The organism is Pseudarthrobacter sp. YAF2, assembly GCF_052113345.1.
Classification (GTDB): domain Bacteria; phylum Actinomycetota; class Actinomycetes; order Actinomycetales; family Micrococcaceae; genus Arthrobacter.
In genome coordinates this window covers 141,730-164,665 of the sequence record NZ_JBFRDA010000014.1, presented here as the reverse complement: position 1 = coordinate 164,665, position 22,936 = coordinate 141,730, and the positions used below count along the sequence as shown (strand labels likewise).

Annotated in this window: 22 protein-coding genes; 21 read left to right on the top strand and 1 reads right to left on the bottom strand. The window is 64.9% G+C overall.

Annotated elements, in window-relative coordinates; all coding sequences use genetic code 11:
• The first annotated feature begins 66 nt into the window (after window positions 1–66).
• The 21 genes from rho (at window position 67) to AB4Y79_RS15460 (ending at window position 22,490) form a co-directional block, all read left to right on the top strand.
• Window positions 67–2,217, top strand: coding sequence for a transcription termination factor Rho (rho, locus tag AB4Y79_RS15560; RefSeq protein ID WP_441863535.1), 2,151 nt, complete (start codon window positions 67–69; stop codon window positions 2,215–2,217).
• 261 nt (window positions 2,218–2,478) lie between these two features.
• On the top strand, window positions 2,479–3,552 hold the full coding sequence (gene prfA, locus AB4Y79_RS15555) for a peptide chain release factor 1 (protein ID WP_285242417.1): 1,074 nt from the start codon (window positions 2,479–2,481) through the stop codon (window positions 3,550–3,552).
• A 16-nt stretch (window positions 3,553–3,568) separates the two neighbouring features.
• Window positions 3,569–4,468: a peptide chain release factor N(5)-glutamine methyltransferase gene (gene prmC, locus AB4Y79_RS15550; protein ID WP_441863531.1), complete on the top strand. Its 900-nt coding sequence runs from the start codon at window positions 3,569–3,571 to the stop codon at window positions 4,466–4,468.
• Window positions 4,465–5,217 carry an L-threonylcarbamoyladenylate synthase gene (locus tag AB4Y79_RS15545; protein ID WP_441863528.1) on the top strand — a complete coding sequence of 251 codons (753 nt, stop codon included), beginning with the start codon at window positions 4,465–4,467 and terminating at the stop codon, window positions 5,215–5,217. The genes prmC and AB4Y79_RS15545 overlap by 4 nt, the downstream gene beginning before the upstream one ends.
• Before the next feature lies 1 nt (window position 5,218).
• Complete coding sequence (locus tag AB4Y79_RS15540) at window positions 5,219–6,130, top strand: glycosyltransferase (RefSeq protein ID WP_441863526.1); 912 nt, start codon at window positions 5,219–5,221, stop codon at window positions 6,128–6,130.
• Between the two features lie 7 nt (window positions 6,131–6,137).
• On the top strand, window positions 6,138–7,100 hold the full coding sequence (locus AB4Y79_RS15535; protein WP_441863523.1) for a glycosyltransferase: 963 nt from the start codon (window positions 6,138–6,140) through the stop codon (window positions 7,098–7,100).
• 99 nt (window positions 7,101–7,199) lie between these two features.
• The gene (locus AB4Y79_RS15530) at window positions 7,200–9,068 is read left to right on the top strand and encodes a polysaccharide biosynthesis protein (RefSeq protein ID WP_441863520.1); all 1,869 of its coding nucleotides are present in this window, start codon (window positions 7,200–7,202) and stop codon (window positions 9,066–9,068) included.
• Window positions 9,065–10,090, top strand: a complete 1,026-nt coding sequence (locus AB4Y79_RS15525; protein ID WP_441863517.1) for an MraY family glycosyltransferase — start codon at window positions 9,065–9,067, stop codon at window positions 10,088–10,090. The genes AB4Y79_RS15530 and AB4Y79_RS15525 overlap by 4 nt, the downstream gene beginning before the upstream one ends.
• A 99-nt stretch (window positions 10,091–10,189) precedes the next feature.
• Complete coding sequence (locus AB4Y79_RS15520) at window positions 10,190–10,672, top strand: hypothetical protein (RefSeq protein WP_441863514.1); 483 nt, start codon at window positions 10,190–10,192, stop codon at window positions 10,670–10,672.
• Window positions 10,665–11,003 carry an AtpZ/AtpI family protein gene (locus tag AB4Y79_RS15515; RefSeq protein WP_441863511.1) on the top strand — a complete coding sequence of 113 codons (339 nt, stop codon included), beginning with the start codon at window positions 10,665–10,667 and terminating at the stop codon, window positions 11,001–11,003. Before AB4Y79_RS15520 ends, AB4Y79_RS15515 begins: the two co-directional genes overlap by 8 nt.
• An 81-nt stretch (window positions 11,004–11,084) precedes the next feature.
• Complete coding sequence (atpB, locus tag AB4Y79_RS15510; protein WP_441863508.1) at window positions 11,085–11,885, top strand: F0F1 ATP synthase subunit A; 801 nt, start codon at window positions 11,085–11,087, stop codon at window positions 11,883–11,885.
• Window positions 11,886–11,995: 110 nt separating this feature from the next.
• Entirely contained in the window at window positions 11,996–12,214 is a 219-nt protein-coding gene (gene atpE / locus AB4Y79_RS15505) for an ATP synthase F0 subunit C (protein WP_003804776.1), read from the top strand.
• Window positions 12,215–12,269: 55 nt separating this feature from the next.
• Window positions 12,270–12,821 (top strand): F0F1 ATP synthase subunit B, encoded by a 552-nt coding sequence (locus AB4Y79_RS15500; RefSeq protein WP_308930576.1) that lies wholly within the window; start codon window positions 12,270–12,272, stop codon window positions 12,819–12,821.
• The gene (locus AB4Y79_RS15495; RefSeq protein ID WP_441863503.1) at window positions 12,821–13,648 is read left to right on the top strand and encodes a F0F1 ATP synthase subunit delta; all 828 of its coding nucleotides are present in this window, start codon (window positions 12,821–12,823) and stop codon (window positions 13,646–13,648) included. Before AB4Y79_RS15500 ends, AB4Y79_RS15495 begins: the two co-directional genes overlap by 1 nt.
• A 78-nt stretch (window positions 13,649–13,726) precedes the next feature.
• Window positions 13,727–15,364, top strand: coding sequence for a F0F1 ATP synthase subunit alpha (gene atpA / locus AB4Y79_RS15490; protein WP_441863500.1), 1,638 nt, complete (start codon window positions 13,727–13,729; stop codon window positions 15,362–15,364).
• Between the two features lie 73 nt (window positions 15,365–15,437).
• Window positions 15,438–16,328: a F0F1 ATP synthase subunit gamma gene (locus tag AB4Y79_RS15485; protein WP_308930579.1), complete on the top strand. Its 891-nt coding sequence runs from the start codon at window positions 15,438–15,440 to the stop codon at window positions 16,326–16,328.
• 82 nt (window positions 16,329–16,410) lie between these two features.
• Window positions 16,411–17,865 carry a F0F1 ATP synthase subunit beta gene (atpD, locus tag AB4Y79_RS15480; protein ID WP_441863497.1) on the top strand — a complete coding sequence of 485 codons (1,455 nt, stop codon included), beginning with the start codon at window positions 16,411–16,413 and terminating at the stop codon, window positions 17,863–17,865.
• 1 nt (window position 17,866) lies between these two features.
• Window positions 17,867–18,151 carry a F0F1 ATP synthase subunit epsilon gene (locus AB4Y79_RS15475; protein WP_018760117.1) on the top strand — a complete coding sequence of 95 codons (285 nt, stop codon included), beginning with the start codon at window positions 17,867–17,869 and terminating at the stop codon, window positions 18,149–18,151.
• A gap of 10 nt (window positions 18,152–18,161) precedes the next feature.
• Window positions 18,162–18,593 (top strand): DUF2550 domain-containing protein, encoded by a 432-nt coding sequence (locus tag AB4Y79_RS15470; protein WP_109045054.1) that lies wholly within the window; start codon window positions 18,162–18,164, stop codon window positions 18,591–18,593.
• A 4-nt stretch (window positions 18,594–18,597) separates the two neighbouring features.
• Window positions 18,598–19,926, top strand: a complete 1,329-nt coding sequence (locus tag AB4Y79_RS15465; protein ID WP_441863493.1) for an alpha/beta hydrolase-fold protein — start codon at window positions 18,598–18,600, stop codon at window positions 19,924–19,926.
• On the top strand, window positions 19,920–22,490 hold the full coding sequence (locus tag AB4Y79_RS15460; protein ID WP_441863490.1) for a bifunctional lysylphosphatidylglycerol flippase/synthetase MprF: 2,571 nt from the start codon (window positions 19,920–19,922) through the stop codon (window positions 22,488–22,490). The genes AB4Y79_RS15465 and AB4Y79_RS15460 overlap by 7 nt, the downstream gene beginning before the upstream one ends.
• 145 nt (window positions 22,491–22,635) lie before the next feature.
• Here the strand turns inward: AB4Y79_RS15460 and AB4Y79_RS15455 are convergent, their stop codons facing one another.
• Window positions 22,636–22,839 carry a cold-shock protein gene (locus tag AB4Y79_RS15455; protein ID WP_011692441.1) on the bottom strand — a complete coding sequence of 68 codons (204 nt, stop codon included), beginning with the start codon at window positions 22,837–22,839 and terminating at the stop codon, window positions 22,636–22,638.
• Window positions 22,840–22,936: the final 97 nt, after the last annotated feature.

The window sequence follows — 22,936 nt, the reverse complement described above, 5'->3', positions numbered from 1 at the left end:
GCAGCCCAGATCAAATCATCGCGTCCAGCTCCTCGTCTGGACGCCGTCGAGGGGGAAGGATCCTTCGTGACCGAAACCACTGAGCTGTCACCAGCTGTGGAACACACAACTTCTGCTGCCGAATCATCGGCAGCACCCGCCAAGAGCAGTGGCCTTGCCGGCCTGAAGCTCGCCCAGCTGCAGGCCCTCGCCAGCCAGCTCGGTATCTCCGGCGGCTCCCGCATGCGGAAGGGGGACCTGGTCTCGGCCATTTCCGCCCACCGTGCCGGAACCCTCACCGCCAAGGCTCCGGCCAAGGCAGCCGTAAAGGCCCCCGAGAGCACCGTGGCCCCGGCCACCGCAGCTGCCCCGGCGTCCGCTCCGGAAGCTCCCGCCGCAGAAGCCCCCGCCGCAGAAGGCACCCGGGCCCGTGGCCGTGGCCGCAGCCGCCGCGCTGTCAGTGACGGCGTGGTTGCCGCGGCTCCCGTTGCCGAAACCGCTGCTGCGCCTGCCGCCGAGGCGCCGTCGGCCGTTCCCGCCGAAACCACCGAAACCACCGAAGCCGCGGACGGCGCCGCTGAGCGCCGCCAGCCGCGCACCCGCAACCGACGCCGCAGTGAGGCCGCTGCGGCGTCCGTGCAGGAAGCCCCGGTGGAAACCCCGGCGGAGCAGCCGGCCACGGAACAGCGTGCAGGCGAGCAGCGCACCGAAGCTCCGGCAACCGAAGCCGGCGACGCCGGCCAGCGCACCGAGCGCCGTGACGGCGGCCGCACCCGCGGCGGCCGTGAGAACACTGCCCGCGATTCCGACGGCGGCCGGGACAACGCCGGCAGCCGCGACGCCGGGCAGCGTGACGGCCAGCGCGACGGCGGCCGGGACAACCGCGAAAACGACGACGCCGACGGCGGCAGCCGCCGGAACCGCCGGAACCGCCGCGACCGGAATGACCGCAACGACCGCTCCGGCGGCCAGGAGCGCGACAATTCCCGCAACGACCGTTTCCGCGACCGCAACGACCGCCGCCGCGGCCGCAACCAGGGCCCGGACGTCGACGACGTCGAGGTCACCGAAGACGACGTGCTGCTCCCGGTCGCCGGCATCCTGGACGTACTGGAGAACTACGCGTTCATCCGCACCTCCGGCTACCTGCCCGGCCCCAACGACGTCTACGTCTCGCTCGCCCAGGTCAAGAAGTACAACCTGCGCAAGGGTGACGCCGTCGTCGGCGCAATCCGCGCCCCGCGCGACGGCGAAGACCGCAACCAGCAGTCCACCCGCCAGAAGTTCAACGCCCTGGTCCGCGTCACCTCCGTCAACGGCAAGACCGCCGAAGAACTCAAGGACCGCGTCGAGTTTGCCAAGCTCGTGCCGCTCTACCCGTCGGAGCGCCTGCGCCTCGAGACCGACCCCAAGAAGATCGGTCCCCGCGTCATCGACCTCGTGGCCCCGATCGGCAAGGGCCAGCGCGGCCTGATCGTCTCCCCGCCCAAGGCCGGCAAGACGCTCATCCTGCAGTCCATCGCCAACGCCATCACCACCAACAACCCTGAGGTCCACCTCATGATGGTGCTCGTTGACGAACGTCCTGAAGAAGTAACGGACATGCAGCGCACCGTCAAGGGCGAGGTCATTGCCTCCACCTTCGACCGTCCCGCAGACGACCACACCACCGTGGCCGAACTCTCCATCGAACGCGCCAAGCGCCTCGTGGAAATGGGCATGGACGTGGTGGTCCTCCTGGACTCCATGACCCGCCTGGGCCGCGCCTACAACCTGGCAGCACCGGCCTCCGGCCGCATCCTGTCCGGTGGTGTCGACTCCGCCGCCCTCTACCCGCCCAAGCGCTTCTTCGGTGCAGCCCGCAACATCGAAAACGGCGGCTCGCTCACCATCCTGGCCACCGCGCTCGTCGAGACCGGCTCCAAGATGGACGAGGTCATCTTCGAAGAGTTCAAGGGCACCGGCAACATGGAACTGCGCCTGTCCCGCCAGCTGGCTGACAAGCGCATCTTCCCCGCCGTGGATGTGAACGCCTCCGGCACCCGGCGCGAGGAGAACCTGCTCTCGCCTGAGGAAGTCAAGATCATGTGGAAGCTGCGCCGCGTCCTCTCCGGACTCGAGACCCAGCAGAGCCTTGAACTGCTCACCAACAAGATCCGGGAAACCCAGAGCAACGTTGAGTTCCTCATGCAGGTCCAGAAGACGACGCTTGGTGCGAAGTCGGATAACGACAAATAGCTGAGTTACGGGCGGGGTGTGGATGCCTCGCGTGGTTCGCCGCGCGGGTTGTCCGGCCCCGCCTTCGTCGTTCGGTTTTGCCGCCCCCGCCCCTACGCTGGGAGGCTTTCGATCTTCGATCGTCAGCCTCCCAGCTCCGGCAGGCCCGATGCCACTCCCGGGGCGGCAAAACCGAACGCCTCCCAGCACGGTCACCTTCCGGTTTGTCTACCTTCGCACCCGGGTTACTAGACTTGTACAAGTCGAAAGAGGTTTTGAAAAATGTTTGAGTCCGTACAGGGCCTGCTTGATGAGCATGACGCTATCCAGGCGCAGCTGGGGGATCCTGCTGTTTATGCTGACCAGCGGCTTGCCCGGAAGCTGGGGCGGCGGTCGGCTCAGCTTAATGGCATTGTCGAGGCATACCACCGGTGGGAGGGGATCCGGGACGATCTTGCCGCGGCCAAGGAAATGGCTGCCGAGGATCCCGAGTTCGCTGCCGAGGTGCCTGAACTGGAAGCCTCGCTGGAAACTGCTGCCGCCAAGCTGCGGCGCCTGCTCATTCCGCGCGATCCCGACGACGCCCGCAACGTGATCCTTGAAGTCAAAGGTGGTGAAGGCGGCGACGAGGCTGCCCTGTTCGCCGGCGACCTGCTGCGCATGTATACCCGGTACGCGGAGTCCCGCGGCTGGAAAACCGAAATCATTTCCGCCACCGAATCCGACCTTGGCGGGTACAAGGACGTCCAGGTGGCCGTCAAGGGCAACTCCAACGACCCCGCAGAGGGTGTGTACGCCCGGCTCAAGTTCGAAGGCGGCGTGCACCGCGTGCAGCGCGTGCCCGTGACCGAATCGCAGGGCCGGATCCACACCTCTGCTGCCGGTGTGCTGGTACTGCCCGAGGTCGATGAGCCCGAAGAGCTCGAAATCAACCAGAACGACCTCAAAATCGACGTCTACCGTTCCTCCGGTCCCGGCGGCCAGTCCGTCAACACCACGGACTCGGCGGTCCGCATCACGCACCTTCCCACGGGCATCGTAGTGGCCATGCAGAACGAGAAATCCCAGCTGCAGAACCGCGAAGCCGGCATGCGCGTTCTCCGCGCCCGCATCCTGGCCCACCAGCAGGAGCAGATCGATGCCGAGAACTCGGCCCAGCGCAAGTCGCAGATCCGCACCATGGACCGCTCCGAGCGCATCCGCACCTACAACTACCCCGAAAACCGGATCGCGGACCACCGCACCGGCTACAAGGCCTACAACCTGGACCAGGTGATGAACGGCGATCTCGAACCCGTCATCCAGTCCGCTATCGAGATGGACGAACAGGCGCGGCTGGACGCCATCGGCGACTGACCGGAAGCCCCAACCCATGATTGAGCCCACCCAGGCGGTGCCTGCCCAGTCCCTGGCCGCGGCGGTCCGCGAGGCAGCCGAACGCCTGGCCGAGGCCGGCGTCCCCAGTCCCCGGGCCGACGCAGAGCTGCTGGCGGACCACCTCCTCAACGTCGGGCTGGGACGCCTGCGCGCCCTCATGCTCGGCGACACGCCTGCACCCGAGGGCTACGCCGAGCTGGTGGCCGAACGGGTCCGCCGCACACCGCTGCAGCACATCACCGGGGTGGCGCACTTCCGCTACCTTGAACTGGCGGTCGGTCCCGGCGTGTTCATCCCGCGTCCGGAAACCGAATCCGTGGTCCAGCTGGTCATTGACCACGTCAAGGGCATGCAGGCACCCCGGATCGTGGACCTGGGCACGGGCTCGGGCGCGATCGCCGGCTCAATCGCGCACGAAGTGCCCGCGGCCGAGGTGCACGCTGTTGAGTTCAGCCCGTTCGCGCACGCCTGGGCGGCGAAAAACCTGGCGCCCCTCGACGTCAACCTCGTCCTGGGGGACCTGCGCAACGCGCTGCCGGAACTCAACGGAACAGTCGACGTCGTCATCTCCAACCCGCCCTACATCCCGGCTGCCGCCATCCCCAATGAACCCGAAGTCGCCCTGCATGACCCGCCGGAGGCGTTGTACGGCGGGGGAGCGGACGGCATGGAACTTCCGACGGCGGCAGCGGCCTCGGCTGCCCGGCTCCTGCGTCCCGGGGGCTACTTCGTCATGGAACACGCCGAAGTCCAGGCCGCCTGGATTGCCGCCATGCTCGACCGCACCGGCGCCTGGACAAGCATCAGAACGCACCTGGACCTCAACGGCAAGGAGCGCGCCACCAGCGCCGTGCTCGCGGACCAGACCACACGGAATGAAAGAATGGGCCAGTGACCACAACCTACAACTGCACCATCGACGACGAGCGGGCACAGGGCCTGGAACACGCCCAGCGTGCCATCAGCGAAAAGAAGTGCGTGGTTCTTCCCACGGACACGGTGTACGGGATCGGCGCAGACGCATTCTCGCCGCAGGCCGTCACCATGCTGCTGGTGTCAAAAGGCCGCAGCCGGACCATGCCGCCTCCCGTCCTGATTCCACGCATCAACGCACTGGACGGCCTGGCCACCGAAGTATCAGCTGACGCGCGCAAACTCGCCGAGGCTTTCTGGCCCGGCGGACTCACCCTGATCCTGCACGCCCAGCCCTCGCTCGACTGGGACCTCGGCGAAACCAAGGGCACCGTGGCGCTGCGGATGCCCGCCGACGAGGTGGCCCTGGAACTGCTGACGCTGACCGGCCCGCTCGCCGTCTCCTCTGCCAACCGAACCGGCCAGGCACCGGCGCAGACCGCCGCAGCGGCGCGCGAACAGTTGGCAGACTCCGTCGAGGTGTACCTGGAAGGCGGCCCGCGTCCGCTGGACGGTGAAGCCGGCGTATCGTCAACCATCGTGGACGCCACCGGCCCCATCCTCCGGGTAGTCCGTAACGGGGCCGTCAGCCTGGACCGCCTGCGCGAGCACGTCCCCGGCGTCCTGGGGCTCGGCGAAATCCCCATGGCAGCGGAAGAACCGGAAACCGAAACAGCCAGTGAACCGGACGCCGGCGTTGCGGGCAACCCCGACACCGTTCCGGAAAACTGACATGCAGCCCAAAGTCGCCGTAGCAGCCGTCACCTTCGACCGCCACGAGGAGCTGGCCCTGCTCCTGAAAGGCCTGGCCGCCCAAACCGCTCCCATCCATTCCATCGCCCTGGTGGACTCCGGCACCGTCCCCGCCACCGACGTCGTCAACGCCGGGGGAGCGGACAACATCAACTACCTGCGCTCCGAGGCAAACCTCGGCGGTGCCGGGGGATTCGCCTACGCCATCCTGGCCGCCATGGCCAGCGGTGCGGAGTGGATCTGGATGATGGACGACGACGGCCATCCGGAGGACGCCAGCTGCCTGGCCGAACTGCTCCGCACGGCCGATGAGCACCAGCTGGACATCATCAGCCCCCTGGTTGCCGCCACCGCGGATCCCAACCGGCTCTCCTTCAATTTCCGCATCAACGGCCTGCTGACCAACGACAGGTCCCGGCTGGAGCCCATGGGCTACCTCCCGGACATGGTGCACTTCTTCAACGGTGCGCTGATCCGGACCGAGGTGTTCTACAAGATCGGCATACCCGACGTGAAGTTCTTTATCCGCGGGGATGAGGTGGATTTCCTCTCCCGGGTGAAGAAGGCAGGCCTGAAATACGGCACGCTGGCCACCGTCGCCGTGCAGCACCCCGCCACGTGGACCGAGATGAAGCCGGTGTTCGGCGGCTTCATCACCCCCGTTATTCCGGAGGGTGAGTTCAAGCGCTACTGCTACTTCCGCAACCGCGGCTACCTGACGCGGAAATACCGCAACCTGCGCTGGTTCAGCGCCGACATCGTCGGTTTCCCGTACTACTTCCTGAAGTCCGGCGACTTCAAGGGCTTGGCGCACTGGTTCGGCGCCTACTCCACCGGCTTCCGCGGTAAGGGCTTCGGCTCGCCCGCGGAACTGATGTCCGCCAGGAACTAGGCCGCTCGTGGACAACCTGTACGCCGTCGTCGTCACGTATAACCGGGCCGACTTCCTGCGCAACCTGCTTCACTCTTTCACCGGGCCGGGCAGCGCTCCCGCGCAGGTCCTGGTGGTGGACAACGCCAGCACGGACCACACCGCCGACGTCGTGGCGCAGGCAATGTCCGCCGGCGGACCTCCCATCCGGTACGAGAGGCTGGACCGGAACGTGGGTGGCGCCGGCGGATTTTCCCGCGGCGTCGAACTGGCGCTGGAGGCGGGTGCCGAGTGGCTGTGGCTGATGGACGACGACGTCGAGGTCCTCCCCGGCGCCGTGGACGCCCTGGACAAATTCGCCGCCGACTACTCCTGCATGATCGGACGCCGGTACGACGCCAACGGCAAGCCCTTCTTTTGGCAGCACCATTTCGTGGAATCGCTGGGCATCTTCCTGCCGGTGTCGCGGGACGTGTTCAAGCATGCGGACGTGTTCGGCACCAACGTGGGAAATTTCGAGGGCATGCTGGTCACGGCCTCGGTGGCCCGGGACATCGGACTGCCGGACCCGCGCTTTTTCATCACCTGGGACGACCTCATCTACGGCTGGCTCGCCGCACAGCGGACCCCGGTGGTGTACGTGAACGCCTTCGTCATCAAGAAGGTCCGTGCCCAGCGGCAGGTGGACCTGGGACTGCGCCACCTCAATGATTCCTCCGACCTCAGCCGCCGCTACGTGATGCGCAACCGCGGACACGTTGCGCAGTACCTGAAGGCGTACGGCAAGTACAACCGGGCAGGCTTCGCGGCCGGGACCGCGCTGACCTTCCTCAAGGAAATGGCCCGGCTGGTCCTGGTGGAACGCACCCTCAAGGGAGCCGGCGCGCTGTGGCGCGGATGGCGCGAATCACGCACGATCCTCGCGGACACCGGGTGGAAACCCATGCCTCCGGTGCCCGCGCATCCGGGAAGTGGAAGCCGAAGAGATTAGTATCGTTCTAGGTCCCGGCGCCGTCCGACGGTTTTTGCGGCGGGGCATTTTGAAAAAGGCGCTGGCCGCCGTGGTAGTGGAAGTCGGTTGCATCTTCTGTTGAGTACAAAATCTGAAACGCGCGCACCTGCCGCAGTACGGGACGAGAAGCCCGCCCTCTGGATCTGGATCCAGATCTTCCTCGACTCCATGTCGTGGGTCGTGGCCATCGTCCTGGCGCTGCTGCTGCGCTACGAGATGGGCATCCGGGTGGAGCAATTCGCCGGTGCCTTCGCCATCGCCGCCATCGCCGTCGTCATCCAGATGCTGGCAGGCTACTCGCTCGCCTTGTACCGGGGCCGCTATCCATTCGGCAGCTTCCAGGAAGCCAGGGCACTGGTGTTCGTCACGGTTATCGTGGCCGCCTCCATCACGGCCAGCCTGCTGGTGCTCTACGAGGCCATCAACATCGGCCGCAGCGTCGGACTGATCGCGTTCCCGTTCGCCTGCCTGTTCATGGGCGCCGCCCGTTACGCCAAGCGGCTCTACGCCGAAAGCAAGACCCGGCCCGGGGACGGGGCGCAAAACACCCTGGTCTACGGCGCGGGTTTCCTGGGCAACTCCCTGGTGACCCGGATGCTGCAGGATCCGGACTCGCCCTACTTCCCCGTGGGCCTGGTGGATGACGACCCCGCCAAAAAGCACCTGCGCCTCTCCGGTGTCCAGGTGCAGGGCCGCGGAGATGACCTGCCCGCCATCATCCGGCGAACCCGGGCGACCGTCCTGGTGGTGGCCTTCGCCAACGTCGAGGCCGGCCTGGTGCGCCGCATCTCCGACGCCGTGGCCGGACTCAACGTCCGCGTCCTGGTCCTGCCACCGCTGCGGGACATGCTCGGCAGCGGCGCACCCGCAGGGTTCTCGGATTTCCGCGATGTGGCGGTTGAAGACCTGATCGGCCGGCGGCCGGTGGACATCAAGGTTGACGAGATTGCCGGTTACATTACCGGCAAGCGGGTGCTGGTGACCGGCGCCGGCGGATCCATCGGCTCCGAACTCTGCCGTCAGATCGTACAGTTCGATCCCGCGGAACTGATCATGCTGGACCACGACGAAACAGGGCTGCAGCAGACCCAGATCTCCATCACCGGCCGCGGCCTGCTGGCCGGCCGCGACACCGTGCTGGCCAACATTCGCGACGGCGATGCCCTCCAGGAGATCTTTGCCGACCGGCGGCCGGAAGTGGTGTTCCACGCGGCAGCACTCAAGCATGCGCCGTTGCTCCAGCAGTACCCCGTCGAGGCCTGGAAGACGAACGTGTGCGGCACGCTGAACGTGCTGCGCGCTGCCCGCCGGTCAGGCGTCTCGCACTTCGTCAACATTTCCACCGACAAAGCCGCCAACCCCACTACCGCCCTTGGCCACTCCAAGCGGGTTGCCGAAAAGCTGACCGCCTGGATGGCCGGGCAGACGCAGCGGAAGTTCGTCTCCGTCCGCTTCGGAAACGTCATGGGCAGCCGCGGCTCCATGCTGCCGCTCTTCACCGAACAGATCCGCGTCGGCGGTCCCGTCACCGTCACCGACCCCGATGTGACGCGGTTCTTCATGACCATTCCCGAGGCCTGCCAGCTGGTCATCCAAGCCGGTGCGATCGGTGCCGGCGGCGATGTCCTGATCCTGGACATGGGCGAACCGGTCAGGATCCTCGACGTGGCACAACGCATGATCGCCATGTCCGGCAAGGACGTGGAGATCATCTACACCGGACTGCGGCCGGGGGAGAAGCTGCATGAGGAACTGGTGGGCACCGGCGAACTGGACCAACGCCCGCTGCACCCCAAAATTTCACACACCCGCGCAACCGAGCAGGATCCGGACAAGCTCGACCTCAATGTCTGGCTGGCCCGCTGTGAAGCGGAACAGGGCGTCAGCATCAGTGACATTCCCGACGACGAGGCCGACGACGCGGGCGCCATCAGGGTTGCGTCATGACGCCGCTGCTATTGGTGGCAGTGGCAACCCTGCTGGCGAGCCTCCTTCTCCCGTTCGCGGTGAAGCCGTGGCTGGTGCGGATGGGGGTGGTGGACGTTCCGTCCGCCCGTTCATCGCACGTCAAAGCCACCATCCGTGGCATGGGGGTCGCTGCCGCCCTCGCCACCGTGATCGGGTACGCGGCGGCTGTGCTGCTGGGCGTCGTCACCGTTGACCGGTCCGTGTCCGGGGTCGTCCTGGCAATCATCCTGGCCTGCGCCGTCGTCGGCTGGATCGAGGACCTGCGCGGCCTGTCCATCCGCGGACGAGCAGCTGCCCAGCTCGGTATCGGCGCCGCCGGCTCCGTGGTCCTGATCGTGCTGACGGGCCAGTCCTTCTGGTGGCTGCCGCTCGCCGCGCTGGCGATCGCCGCGTACGTCAACATTGCCAACTTCATGGACGGCGTCAACGGCATCTCAGGCCTCCACGGGGTGACCGCCGGCGGGGCCTACGCGCTGGCCGGCACGCTGACGGAACAACCGTGGCTCACGGCCGGCGGGGCCGTGCTTGCAATGTCCTTCCTCGGGTTCCTGCCATGGAACCTGGGCCGGGGCTCGGTCTTCCTGGGCGACGTCGGCAGCTACATGCTGGGGGCATCGGTGGCCGCCCTTGCGGTGGCGGGGTTCCTCGGCGGTGTCTACGTGGAGTATGTCCTCTCGCCCATCCTGGTGTATGCAGCGGACACCGGTTACACACTGCTTCGCCGGATCAAGGCGGGCGAACGCTGGTACGCATCCCACCGCGAGCACGTCTATCAGCGGCTCACGGACGTTGGCTTCTCGCACCTGCAGTCGGCCGCTGCCGTCACTGCTTGCACGGTCGCCGTCATCATCCTCGGCTTCGTCGCCGCGACCGCGTCGTTGCCAGTAGTGGCCCTGTGCGTAGCCGGCACCGTCCTGGTTCTCGCCCTGTACCTGGCCAGCCCGGACCTGATCGGGCGGCGGCGGCGCAGGTCCAAAGTCACACGGCTGCCGGTGACCTAGCCATGTTCTATCTCGTGTAGAATTTAGGGGCAGCCCAAGCTGTTCCTCCACCCTTTGCCTCCTGGCGTTCAGCCATGGGGCGCCGACGATTGGGATCGAATGACCTCCAACGCCGCGTCCGGACCTGCGTCCGGCAACGGACACGTTGGCTCTTCGGGTCCCACCCGCTCCCTCTGGCTGAACCTGCTCAAGCGCAGTTCGATTGCCGCCACGGCCGGGCTTGCGCTGTGCGCTGTTCCTGCCGCCCTCCTCAACGGAGCAAGCGGGGCAGTGTCCAGTTTCCTCGGCGGCCTGCTGGTGATGCTGTTCTTCGGAATCAGCCTGCTGATTGGCCACTTCGTGGGACGCCGCAATCCGTCCGGCGCGATTGGCGTGTTCGTGGCCACCTACTTCATCAAAGTGGTTGGCTTCGCGGTCGTCCTGTTCATTGTCGGGGCTCCGGCGTGGCTTCACGGCCGCTGGTTCGTCATCGGTGCCGTGGTCGCCGTCGTGCTTTGGCAGGCCGCCGAGATCCACGGCTTCGGCAAAGCCCGCCTCCAGATCTATAACGATCCAGAAGAGAAGGGAACCACCGATGCGTAACCAGAAGAAATCCGACGCTGCCGCAAACGCCAAGCGCCGATCGAGCGGCCCCGCGCCCGTTGATTCCGAGGCTTCGACGGACGGCGGTTACAACGCTGGAATGGCTGTGTTCAGCTACATCATTGGCGGAATCATCGTCTGGAGTTTGATAGGGTGGGGACTGGATTACGTGTGGGGAACGCGCTGGATCGTGCTCGCAGGCGCTCTGCTTGGAGCCGTCGGAGGTTTTTACCTTTCCCATATGCATGGCCTTACCAGTTCTCGCACAAACGCTGGTGATCGCCATGCTGCCAGCGGGCCGTCCCAGGACGGCAACACTAATGCCAAATAATTTCACAGGGGGAATAGCAGGCTGTCAGGCTGCCGGACCCCGCCCAACGCCCAATGATGGACACTGCAGAGAGGAAACGCGTTGATCGCGCTTGCGCTCCCGGCCCAAGATTCAGGAGAGTTTACTCCTCCTGGTATTAACGAAATGCATTTGCCGGCAATCCTGCCGTGGGGTGCCGCAGAAGGATTTTCCAAGCAGATGCTGCTGGTCCTCCTCTCTGTCGTCTTTATCGCGGTCTTCTTCGTGCTGGCCGCACGGAAGCAGCAGTTGGTACCCGGCAAGCTCCAGTTCGCCGGCGAGGCCGCCTACGGCTTCGTCCGCAACGGAATCGCCAAGGACATCATCGGCGGCAGGGACTTCATGAAGTACGTCCCGCTGCTGTTCAGCCTGTTCTTCTTCATCCTTGTCAACAACATCTACGGCGCCATCCCGGTGTTCCAGCTCCCCACGTTCTCGCACGTGGGTGGAGCCTACGTTCTGGCTGGGCTGGTCTACATTACGTGGATCTCCATCGGCGTCAAGAAGAACGGCCTTCGCTACTTCAAGCTGGCCACCGTCCCCTCCGGTGTTCCGTGGTACATCCTGCCGATCGTCATCCCGATCGAGATCATTTCCAACTTTGCGGTCCGGCCCGTCACGCACAGCCTCCGTCTGTTCGCGACCATGCTCGCCGGCCACCTCATCGTGATGATCGCCGGCTCCGGAATCGAATACCTGATCATGCAGGAGAACTTCCTGCTGAAAGGAACGTCGGTCCTGGTCCTGGCGGGCGCCATCGCAATGTACATGCTTGAAGCCTTGATCATGGTTCTGCAGGCGTACGTCTTCACGCTGCTGACCGCGATCTACATCGAAGGCGCACTCCACGCCGACGCCCACTAGGCACGCCTCCGGGGCGCCAACGCCCTGACGGCACACCACAGAATTCCCCTCGCGGGGATGAAGCAACCCAAACAACCTGCCGCACAAGCGGCATCTTGAAAGGAAAAAAAATGGAAGGCTCCATCAACGGCTCCCTCAACCTCATCGGCTATGGCCTCTCGGCTATCGGCGGTGGTATCGGTGTGGGTCTCGTGTTCGCTGCCTACATCAACGGCGTTGCACGCCAGCCGGAAGCCCAGCGCGTCCTGCAGCCCATCGCATTCCTTGGCCTGGCGCTGACCGAAGCACTCGCCATCCTGGGCCTGGTCTTCGCTTTCGTTCTCAAGTAAACCCTTAGAACTTCAGCGAACATTCAGAACCGAGTAGATAAAGGACGGGTGAAATATGCATCAGCTGATCATCTCAGCCGCCGCTGAGGGCGACGTCAACCCCCTTGTTCCCAATGGCTGGGAAATGCTGGTTGTCTTCGTTGGCTTTGCCATCCTCTTTTTCATCGTGGTCAAGTACGTTGTCCCGATGTTCGAGAAGACCTTCGCCGAGCGTGCCGAGGCCATTGAAGGCGGCATCGCCAAGGCTGAAAAGGCCCAGGCTGAGGCGTCTGCTGCACTCGAAGAGTACAAGCAGCAGCTGACCGACGCCCGCACCGAAGCAAACCGCATCCGTGAGGAAGCCCGCGCCGAAGGTGCCCAGATCCTCGCGGATCTTAAGGAGAAGGCGGCAGCAGAGTCTGCCCGCATCACCGCGCAGGCCCACGCACAGATCGAATCCGAGCGCCAGGCGGCCGTTGTGTCCCTGCGTGCGGAGGTAGGCACCCTGGCCACTACCCTGGCGGGGCGCATCGTGGGCGAAGCCCTCGACGACGACGCCCGGGCGGCACGGGTTGTGGACCGCTTCCTGGCAGATCTGGAGTCCCAGAACGCAGGTGCGGCTAAGTAATGGCAGGCGTATCGAGCGAATCGCTGGCGAAAGCCCTGGCCGCCCTGGAAGCGAAGCTTCCCACGGCGTCGCTGCAGCTGGCAAAGGAACTCTTCGGAATTCTGGAAATGGTGGACAGCTCGGCTGGTTTGCGCCGTGCCCTGACTGACCCTTCCCGCAGCGGCGACGAGAAATCGGCGTTGGTCAGGCAGCTGGTTGGCGGAAAAGTCTCCGCTGATGCGGCTGAGATCGCGGGCGGACTGGCCAGCTCACGTTGGGCATCGGCGCGCGACATCGGCGATGCACTCGAGACTCTTGCCGCAACGGTGGTCATTTCCGTTGCTGAAAACAAGTCGGCCGTTTCTGCCTCCGGAATCACTGGCCTGGAAGAATTGGAAAACGATCTGTTTTCCTTCAACCAGGCTGTTGCCTCCAGCCACGAGTTACAACGTGCTCTGTCCGAACCACAGGCCAGCAGTGCAGCGAAGGTTGTACTTGCCGAGAGGCTTGTGCCAGGGGCCAGTGAGGAAGCGAAAGTCCTCATTGCCCAGGCCGTGACCCAGCCCCGCGGCATTAAGCCGACCCGGCTGGTGCAGCGGTTCGCTGAACTGGCGGCCAAGCGGCAGCAGCGCTGGATTGCAACGGTCAGCGTGACCCGTCCTTTGACGCAGACACAGCTTGCCCGCCTGCAGGCTGGCCTGAACGCCATGTACGGGCGGGAACTGAAGGTCAACCTCAATGTTGACCCGGCACTCATTGGCGGCATCCGCGTCCAGATTGGTGACGAAGTGCTTGACGCTTCGGTCGTTACCAAGCTGGGCGAGCTGCAACGCCAGCTGGCCGGCTAGCCGGACAAGCACAACCAAACTGATAGAAACCCCGGTCACCGTGTGCGGTGATCACAAACAGGAGAGCAGGGACTGCAGATGGCCGAATTGACCATCAACGCCGACGACGTCCGTAATGCGTTGAACGAGTTCGCGGCGTCCTACGAACCCGGAAACGCAGAGCGCGTAGAGGTTGGCCGTGTAACAACCGCAGGTGACGGCATCGCCCGTGTTGAGGGCCTTCCCTCGGTCATGGCGAACGAGCTGCTTCGCTTTGAAGACGGCACCCTGGGCCTGGCCCAGAACCTTGACGTGCGCGAGATCGGCGTCATCATCCTCGGTGACTTCACCGGCATCGAGGAAGGCCAGGAAGTCCACCGGACCGGACAGGTTCTGTCCGTTCCCGTTGGCGACGCCTTCCTCGGCCGCGTTGTCGACCCGCTGGGCATGCCCATCGACGACCTCGGCGAAATCAAGGCGGAGACCACCCGTGCCCTGGAGCTCCAGGCTCCCGGCGTGACCCAGCGCAAGTCCGTCCACGAGCCGATGCAGACCGGGCTGAAGGCCATCGACGCGATGATCCCGATCGGCCGCGGCCAGCGCCAGCTGATCATTGGTGACCGCCAGACCGGCAAGTCGGCCATCGCGATCGACACCATCATCAACCAGAAGGCCAACTGGGCTTCCGGCGATGTCACCAAGCAGGTCCGCTGCATCTACGTCGCCATCGGCCAGAAGGCGTCCACGATTGCTGCCATCCGGCAGACCCTCGAAGACAACGGCGCGCTGGAGTACACCACCATCGTGGCTTCTCCCGCATCCGACCCTGCAGGCTTCAAATACCTGGCACCGTATGCCGGTTCAGCCATCGGCCAGCACTGGATGTACGGCGGCAAGCACGTCCTCATTGTGTTCGATGACCTGTCCAAGCAGGCCGAGGCCTACCGTGCAGTGTCACTTCTGCTGCGCCGGCCGCCGGGACGCGAAGCCTACCCGGGCGACGTCTTCTACCTGCACTCCCGCCTGCTGGAGCGTTGCGCGAAGCTCTCCGACGAGCTCGGTGCCGGCTCCATGACGGGCCTGCCGTTGATCGAGACCAAGGCGAACGATGTGTCCGCCTACATCCCGACCAACGTCATCTCCATTACTGACGGCCAGATCTTCCTCCAGTCGGACCTCTTCAACGCCAACCAGCGGCCTGCCGTCGACGTTGGTGTGTCGGTGTCCCGCGTTGGCGGCGCCGCCCAGGTCAAGTCCATGAAGAAGGTCTCCGGTACTTTGAAGCTGGACCTGGCCCAGTACCGCGACATGCAGGCATTCGCCATGTTCGCATCGGACCTGGACGCTGCATCCCGCCAACAGCTGACCCGTGGTGCGCGCCTGATGGAACTGCTGAAGCAGGGCCAGTACTCTCCGTTCCCGGTTGAGGACCAGGTTGTCTCCATCTGGGCCGGAACCAACGGCTACCTGGATGACGTTCCGGTTGAGGACATCAGCCGGTTCGAGGCTGAGTTCCTGGAGCACTTGCGCCACAAGTCCTCGATCCTGACCACGCTGGCACAGACCAACGTCCTGGACGACGACACCGTTGTAGCTCTGAAGTCCTCGATCGTGGACTTCAAGAAGGGCTTCTTCGGCCAAGGTGACAACCACCTGGTAGGCGCCGGCCACGAGGAGCATGACGCTATCTCCGAGGGCGAAGTCGACCAGGAAAAGATCGTCAAGCAGAAGCGCTAGTTCCGCACCGCCGGGTGTGCCGGACCGCAAAGGTCYGGCACACCCGGCGACGGAATGTTAGGAAAGGATAAGTATGGGAGCCCAGATCCGGGTCTACCGCCAGAAGATCAGCTCGACCACGTCGATGCGCAAGATCTTCAAGGCGATGGAACTGATCGCTACCTCGCGCATCGGGAAGGCCCGTGCGCGCGTAGCAGCTTCACTGCCTTACGCGAACGCGATCACGCGCGCCGTTTCTGCTGTCGCCAGCCAAAGCGAAATCGACCACCCGCTGACCACTGAGCCGGAGCAGATCCGCCGCGCCGCCGTCCTGGTAATCACCTCGGACCGCGGCCTGGCAGGTTCGTACTCGGCCAGCGTCCTCAAGCAGGCGGAAGGTCTCAACGAGCTGCTCCGGGCCGAAGGCAAGGAAGTCAAGACCTATGTCGTGGGCCGCAAGGCCCAGGCCTACTTCGATTTCCGGAACCGCGAGTACGCGCGGGTCTGGACCGGGGGAACCGACGCACCCGAGTTCGCTACTGCCCGTGAAATCGGCGCAGCGTTGCTGGCAGAATTCGCGACCGACTTCGAAGAGGGCGGCGTGGACGAGATCCATGTTGTCTACACCCGCTTCAAGTCCATGGTCACCCAGGAGCCGACGGTCATCCGCCTGCTCCCGCTTGAAGTAGTGGAAGAGCAGGCTGAATCTGAATCGGATCTCCTGCCGCTGTACGAGTTCGAACCGGAAGCGGAGCGTGTCCTTGACGCCCTGCTGCCTCGCTACATCGAATCCCGTATCTTCGCAGCCATGTTGCAGGCAGCAGCTTCCGAGCTTGCAGCCCGCCAGCGGGCGATGAAGTCCGCAGGCGACAACGCAACGGACCTGATCAAGAAGTACACGCGTCTGCGCAACACGGCCCGCCAGGCCGAAATTACGCAGGAACTCTCCGAGATTGTTGCCGGTGCCGACGCCCTAGCGTCGTAGCCTGCACCGCCTCGGTGCCGTGTAACCAGCACCACCACAGATAAACTTAACCCCACGCCATCTACTGAATGAAGTGAGAGAGATGACTGCCACTGCTACCGAACACGTAGCCGCAACGTCCGGTGCAACCGGCCGTATTGCGCGCGTAATCGGCCCGGTTGTCGACGTCGAATTCCCGGCTGACGCAATCCCGTCGATTTATAACGCCCTCACCACCGAGATCACCCTCAACGGTGTCACCAAGACCATCACGTTCGAAGTTGCGCTGCACCTCGGCGACAACCTCATCCGCGCGATCTCGCTGCAGGCGACCGACGGCCTGGTCCGCGGCACCAACGTAGTGGACACCGGTGCCCCCATTTCCGTGCCCGTCGGCGACGGCGTCAAGGGCCACATCTTCAACGTCCTGGGCCAGCCCCTGGACGTTGCGGAGTCGGAACTGGACATCACCGAACGCTGGCCGATCCACCGCAAGGCCCCGAACTTCGCCTCGCTTGAGGGCTCCACCGAGATGCTGGAGACCGGCATCAAGGTCATCGACCTCCTCACCCCGTACATCAAGGGTGGAAAGATCGGCCTCTTCGGCGGCGCCGGCGTGGGCAAGACCGTTCTGATCCAGGAAATGATCACCCGTGTTGCCCGCAACTTCGGTGGTACTTCCGTGTTCGCCGGTGTTGGCGAGCGTACCCGTGAGGGCAACGACCTCTGGGTTGAAATGGAAGAGGCAGGCGTCCTCAAGGACACCGCCCTTGTATTCGGCCAGATGGATGAGCCGCCGGGAACGCGTCTGCGCGTGGCCCTGTCCGCGCTGACCATGGCGGAGTACTTCCGCGATGTGCAGAACCAGGACGTGCTGCTCTTCATCGACAATATCTTCCGCTTCACCCAGGCCGGCTCCGAGGTGTCGACCCTTCTGGGCCGCATGCCTTCGGCCGTGGGCTACCAGCCCAACCTTGCCGATGAGATGGGCCTCCTCCAGGAGCGCATCACGTCCACCAAGGGCCACTCCATCACCTCGATGCAGGCCATCTACGTTCCCGCAGATGACTACACCGACCCGGCTCCGGCCACGACCTTCGCCCACCTGGATGCGACCACGGAACTTTCCCGTGAAATCGCCTCCCGTGGCCTGTACCCGGCCGTTGACCCGCTGACGTCCACGTCCCGAATCCTGGATCCCCAGTACATCGGCAAGGACCACTACAACACGGCTGTCCGCGTGAAGCAGATCCTGCAGAAGAACAAGGAACTCCAGGACATCATCGCCATCCTCGGTGTCGATGAGCTCTCCGAAGAAGACAAGATCGTCGTGTCGCGTGCACGCCGCATCCAGCAGTTCCTCTCGCAGAACACCTACACCGCCAAGCAGTTCACCGGCGTCGAGGGCTCCACGGTGTCCATCAAGGACACCGTCGAAGGCTTCTCGGCGATCTGCGACGGCGAACTCGACCACATCGCGGAGCAAGCGTTCTTCAACGTCGGTGGCCTCGATGACGTTGAGCGCCAGTGGGCCAAGATCCAGGAACAGACCAAGTAATATGGCTGAGCTTGAGGTTGAGATTGTCGCAGCGGACCACTTCGTGTGGTCCGGAGCGGCCAAGATGGTCAAGGCCCGCACCAGCGATGGTGAAATCGGAATCCTGCCCGGCCACTCGCCCCTGCTGGCGATCCTGGCCGAAGGTGAACTGGCCATCCAGCCAGTGTCAGGGGACCGCATCGCGGTAGATGTTGACGGTGGGTTCTTCTCCGTGGACAACAACCGCGTGGTCATCGTTGCTGACAACGCCCAGCTGGGCGGCTCGGCTACCGCTGGGATCCGCTAGCACGACCTTGATGGACGCGCCGGGTATTTCGTTCATCGCACTGGCAATCGTGTTCGGATTGCTGATTTTTGCACTGTGCCTTTCGGGGGTGCGCCGCTTCAACTTGCGGCGTGCCCTCGGCACGGTGGACGCCTCCATTTGCGTTGCTGGTAACAGCTGGCAAATGGGGGTTTGTCGTTATCAGGACAATGACCTCGAGTGGTTCCGGTTGATCTCCCTGAGCGTCCGGCCGAAGTACACCTTCAAGCGCAGTTCGCTGGAGCTCCTGGGCCGGCGCAAGCCCACTGAAGCCGAAGCCGTGAAGGTTCAGCCGGACGTGGTAATCGTCGAACTCCGCTACGAGGGACAGGACCTCCACCTGGCCATGAAGTTCGACGCCTATACGGGTCTTTCCTCGTGGCTCGAAGCCGGTCCGGTTATCGGCGTGGGGACCTGGCGCTAGCCACGTGGACTGGCTTTCAGACATCCGGCTTACGGACGGCCCCCTGTTTGGGACTGTCCTGGTATTGGGATTGGGCGGTGCGGCCTACCTCCTGGTACCACCTTGGCGCGCGTGCGATGGTCCTGCCTACCCGGTGCGCGCCTGGGCGGTCCGGGTCCTTGCGGGCGTCGCGACCGCTTTCGTCGTGGTGGCAACCGTCCATTGGATCCTGATCAACGTCCTCACCGTCTTCCCCGAGGACATCCCGAATACGGTCCTGCTGTGGCTGGTGCCGGGCCTGAGCGCCCTCGTACTGGCTCTGCTCCGGATGCCGCGGACCAGCTGGACCCGCCGTAGCACAGGCATTGTTGCGGCGCTGCTGGTGATGCTGCTCTCAACCATCCAAATCAATGCCTACTTCGGCCTGAACCGGACCGTCAGCGACTTGCTGGGAACCGCGCTTGCCCGGATACCCGTCCTGGAACAGCAGCTGATGCGGCACCCCGGCGAATCCGATGGCGTGCCGCTCCAGGGCTGGAAGCCCGCCGGGGACCTGCCCGCCGGCGGTGTCCTGCGGAAGACAGCCATCCCGGGAACCTTGTCCGGGATGAGCAACCGCGACGCCTACATCTACCTCCCGCCGGCCTATTTCGCCGCCAACCGTCCCGCCCTTCCGGTGCTCGTCCTGGTGGCCGGCCAGCCCGGCGGCCCCGCGGACTGGCTTACCGGCGGTTCAATCCGCGGCCACATGGATTCGTTTGCCGCGGCGCACGGGGGAGTGGCCCCTGTGGTGGTCATCCCGGATCCCAACGGATCACAGTCCGCCAACACCATGTGCATGGACAGCAAGATCGCGAAAGCCGACACGTACCTGTCGCAGGATGTGCCGCGGTGGATCAGTTCCACATTGGCCGTTGACACCAACCACCGCCACTGGGCCGTGGGTGGATTCTCCTTCGGCGGCACGTGCGCCATCCAGATGGGAACCAGGCACCCGGACATCTATGCGGACGTGCTCGGATTTTCCAGCGAAGCCGAACCCGCCATCGCCAAGGAGCGGCAAAAGACCATCGACGCAGCCTTCCCCGGAAACCCGGACGACTTCATCAAGCAGACTCCACTGGAGATCATGAAACACCAACGGTTTGATACCAGCGGCATGTACCTGACCGCGGGCCAGAACGATCCGGAGTTCGTAAGGAACCTCCATACGCTCGCCGCCGCCGCCAAGGACGCCGGCTTCACGGTGCAGGCGCACGAGGTTGAACGCACCGGGCACTCCTGGGACACTTCGTCAAAGCGCTTCGGGGATGCCCTGCAATTCCTTGGCAGCCAGTGGGGGCTGCAATGGTGACCGCCCGAAAACCGGACCGCACGGTTGCGTTGATGTGGGCCACCGTTGGCCGTCCGGCAGTGCACCAAACCCTTGACGCGCTCAAATCGATGCCGTTCACCCTGGGCGTGGTGGCGGTGTTCCTTGCGGCAGCCGCCGTGACGGGCAGCTTCCTGGACGGGCCGCCGGAGCACCTCCTGGGACTTGCCTCGGTCAGCGGGCCCGGTCTTCGCGCCGGGCAGTGGTGGTCGCTTTTCACCAGCATGTTCTTTGCCACCAACCCGCTCGCCTACCTCACGGCCTCGTTGATGATGATTCTGCTGCTGGGCCTGGCCGAGCGAAAGCTGGGGCGCCGCGCCGCCGTCGGACTCTTTTTCGGCGGCCAGTTCGCCGCTGTCACCGTCTTCCTCCTGGTCACCCAGGTGGCCGTGTACGTTGGCGACGGCTGGCTGGATCAAATGGCCGATGACATCCTGATAGGTCCCTACGCCCCGATCCTGACCGCGGGCCTGGCGGCCAGTGCCCGGATCACGCTTCTGTGGCAGCGGCGGCTCCGGACCGCGGTGCTGTCCGTGTCGATCCTGCTGGTCCTCTATGTTGGGCACGCGGAAACCGTGATCGGCCTCATCGGCGCCCTTCTTGGCCTCCTGGCGGGCTGGTGGATCCAGGGCGACCAGGGGCGGCTGCACCGCCATCGCTCCACCGGGCGTGAGACCAGGAATCTCCTGGCCCTCACTGTTGCCGTCTTCGCCGTCGGGCCGATCCTGACCGGAATCACCCGGGCCCCCACCGGCCCGCTGGCGCTGCTGCGCGACGTCGTCCTCAGCCCGATGCCGACGCTCAGCCAGCTGGTGTTCAACTGCGGGGCAACGGTGGACGCTTCGTGCCTGGAAACCGGCAGGGCCGGGTTTGCCGGGCCGTTCGGCCTGGCGCTGGCAGTGGTGCCGGTCATCCTGCTGCTGATCTGCGCGGACGGCATGCGCCGCGGCCGCCGCCTGGCCCTCAACATCGCCCTGGCCATCCAGCTGGCCGTGACGGCACTCGCGGCTGTCTACCTGGCCCTGTTCGCCCTGGTCCCCTCACGCCTGCAGGGTACGCATTCGACACCGCTGTCCTCGGCCTTCGCCCACGTACTTCCGCTGGTGATCGTCCCGCTGCTGCTGGCGGTCATCCTGTGGCTCAACCGCCGCCAGTTCCGCGTCCAGACCCGGCCCGGCGCACGGCGGACGCTCGGGGCGGTGGTCTGCGGCACCTGGCTTGTCCTGGCCAGCTCCTACACCGTGGCGTGGTTCCTGTCCGGCGGCCTTGCCCGGGACGGCGGGCTGCTGGGGCTCTTCGCCGAATTGGCGCGGCAGTACGTGCCGGTACCTATCCCGCAGCATTTCCGCCGTGTCTTCGCGGAACGGGACAGCGCAGAGACGCTGCTCTTCGCCTACTCCGGCCCGGTGTTCTGGATTGTCGCCCTGGTGGCTGTGTGGTGGGTTCTCGTCGGGCGGCATCACGGCCTCGACTTCGGCCGCCAGGACCGGGTCCGTGCCCGCGAGCTGCTTCACCGGGGCGGCGGCCCCCTGTCCTGGATGGCGCTGTGGGAGCCCAACACGTACTGGTTCAGCCCGGACGGCGACGGCGCCATGGCGTTCCAGCAGCACGGGACCGTGGCCCTGACCCTGGGCGGCGCCCTGGGCGACCGCCGCGCCGAGCAACGGGTGACCGAAGGATTCCTTGACTACTGCCGCGCCCAGGCGCTGATCCCGGCGCTCTATTCTTGTGACGACACCCTCTGGCCGGCGTTGCGGGAGCGGGGCTTCTCGCGGGTGGCAGTGGCACAGGAGACACGGCTGAGGCTTAATGAACTCGAGTTCAAGGGCAAGGAGTGGCAGAACGTCCGGACAGCCCTGAACCGTGCGTCGAAGCTTGGCGTCCAGGCCGTGTGGGGCTCTTACCATTCACTGCCTGCGGCCCTGCGATCCCGGCTCAACGAAGTGTCGGAGGAATGGGCGGCTGGGAAGTCCGTTCCGGAAATGGGCTTCACGCTTGGCGGAGTGGACGAGCTCGACGACGAAGAGGTGCTGTGCTGCCTGGCCGTGGACGGCGCCGGTACCGTCCACGGGGTGACCAGTTGGCTTCCCGTGTACGACGGCGGGCGGCTGGTCAGCAGGACGCTTGACGTAATGCGCCGCGGCAGCGAGGGATTCCCGGGCGTAATGGAATTCCTGATTGCTTCCGCTGTCCTGGAGCTCAAGGACTCGGTGGACGTGATCTCCCTGTCCGGGTCGCCGTTGGCCAGCCGGCCGGAGGAAGAGACCGGGCCGGGCGACGCAGGGGAGGACGCCGGCACTACGGACGAAGGGGCACAAAACCTGGTGCGCATCCTGGACCTGGTGGGTCACGCGCTTGAGCCGGTCTACGGCTTCCGCTCGCTGGCAGCGTTCAAATCCCGGTTCAAGCCGGAGTACCGTGCGCTTTATCTGTATTACCAGGATCCGCTCCACCTGCCGGCCATTGGCAGGGCCCTGACCCGGGCCTACCTCCCCGGCCTCTCGCTTGCCCAGGGCGCACGCCTGGTCCGCAAACTGGTCACCTGAGAGAGGGAGCCAGCCGGCGCCGGTCCTGCTGAACAAAAGGCGCCGGTCCTGCTGAACAAAAAAGGCGCAGACAAAAAATGATCCCCGGCATTCCTGCCGGGGATCATTATGCCGCTGACGGCCGCGGGGCGGCCGGGCAGGCTGACTAGACCAGCGTTACGCCGGTAGCCTGGGGACCCTTGGCGCCCTGGCCGATCTCGAACTGAACGCGCTGGTTCTCGTCGAGGGTCTTGAAGCCGCCGGTCTGGATCTCGGAGTAGTGAACGAAGACATCGCCGTCGGAGTCATCCGGGGTGATGAAGCCGAAGCCCTTTTCAGCGTTGAACCACTTCACGGTTCCCTGTGCCATTTATTTCTCCTCATTGTGGAACTTTTTAAGACCGGCACACCTCGTGCCGACCTTGGTCACTCCGCGAGAAGAATCCTGGATTGCCTTGCCCGAAAAG